General features: G+C 48.5%; 2 rRNA genes. Both read left to right on the top strand.

Features of this window, described 5'->3' with window-relative positions:
• Positions 1-1,377: ribosomal RNA gene (locus VLA57_RS12540) — 23S ribosomal RNA — on the top strand; the annotation flags it as partial.
• Positions 1,378-1,559: 182 nt separating this feature from the next.
• A 5S ribosomal RNA gene (gene rrf, locus VLA57_RS12535) occupies positions 1,560-1,673 on the top strand.
• Positions 1,674-1,682: the final 9 nt, after the last annotated feature.

The following is a 1,682-nucleotide window of genomic DNA, read 5'->3' as shown; positions in this document are numbered from 1 at the left end:
TATGCTGAGATCTGATAGCAAGCTGTACTTGTACAGCGAAGTGGCAAATACCATGCTTCCAGGAAAAGCTTCTAAGCAATAGTTATAAACGAATCGTACCCTAAACCGACACAGGTGATCAGGTAGAGAATACCAAGGCGCTTGAGAGAACTCTGCTGAAGGAACTAGGCAAAATGGTACCGTAACTTCGGGAGAAGGTACGCTGCCGATGGTGATAGGACTTGCTCCTTGAGCTGTTGGCAGTCGCAGATACCAGGCTGCTGCAACTGTTTATTAAAAACACAGCACTCTGCAAACACGAAAGTGGACGTATAGGGTGTGATGTCTGCCCGGTGCTGGAAGGTTAATTGATGGGGTTAGCGTAAGCGAAGCTCTTGATCGAAGCCCCAGTAAACGGCGGCCGTAACTATAACGGTCCTAAGGTAGCGAAATTCCTTGTCGGGTAAGTTCCGACCTGCACGAATGACATAATGATGGCAGCGCTGTCTCCAGCAGAGACTCAGTGAAATCGAAATCGCAGTGAAGATGCTGTGTACCCGCGGCTAGACGGAAAGACCCCGTGAACCTTTACTACAGCTTTACATTGAACTTTGACCTGACTTGTGCAGGATAGGTGGGAGGCTTTGAAGCAGACACGCTAGTGTTTGTGGAGCCAATCTTGAAATACCACCCTGGTCATGTTGGGGTTCTAACTCAGGTATAACAATACCGAGGACAATGTATGGTGGGTAGTTTGACTGGGGCGGTCTCCTCCTAAAGAGTAACGGAGGAGTACGAAGGTGCGCTCAGACCGGTCGGAAATCGGTCGTAGAGTATAAAGGCAAAAGCGCGCTTAACTGCGAGACCCACAAGTCGAGCAGGTACGAAAGTAGGTCTTAGTGATCCGGTGGTTCTGTATGGAAGGGCCATCGCTCAACGGATAAAAGGTACTCTGGGGATAACAGGCTGATACCGCCCAAGAGTTCATATCGACGGCGGTGTTTGGCACCTCGATGTCGGCTCATCTCATCCTAGGGCTGAAGCAGGTCCTAAGGGTATGGCTGTTCGCCATTTAAAGAGGTACGCGAGCTGGGTTTAGAACGTCGTGAGACAGTTCGGTCCCTATCTACCGTGGGCGTTGGAAATTTGAGAGGATCTGCTCCTAGTACGAGAGGACCAGAGTGGACGAACCTCTGGTGTTCGGGTTGTCACGCCAGTGGCATTGCCCGGTAGCTACGTTCGGATGGGATAATCGCTGAAAGCATCTAAGCGAGAAGCCCACCTCAAGATTAGATTTCCCTAAAGAGCCGTTGAAGACTACGACGTTGATAGGCAGGGTGTGGAAGTGCAGCGATGCATGTAGCTAACCTGTACTAATTGCTCGTTTGGCTTGACCATACAACACCCAAGTGGTTTGTATGAAAGCTCTAATTAATCTATCTTGTATAGCCTAGGCTATAGAATATATATAATTTCGATATCACCTTTAACCTTGATTCAGTTAGGTTACAAGTTGGTCGACCAATAGATAATATCTTGACGTCAAAACAATAATAACAGACTCATATCTAACCCCCTTTGCTGACGACAATAGCACGATGGAACCACCTGATCCCTTCCCGAACTCAGAAGTGAAACATCGTCGCGCCAATGGTAGTGTGGTTCGCCCATGTGAGAGTAGGTCATCGTCAGCTCTCTATTCT

The sequence above is a fragment of the Psychrobacter sp. S4(2024) genome (genome assembly GCF_036861305.1).
GTDB lineage: Bacteria > Pseudomonadota > Gammaproteobacteria > Pseudomonadales > Moraxellaceae > Psychrobacter > Psychrobacter cryohalolentis.
Note: the sequence above shows the minus strand (reverse complement) of the source record. Positions and strands in the feature narration are given on the sequence as shown.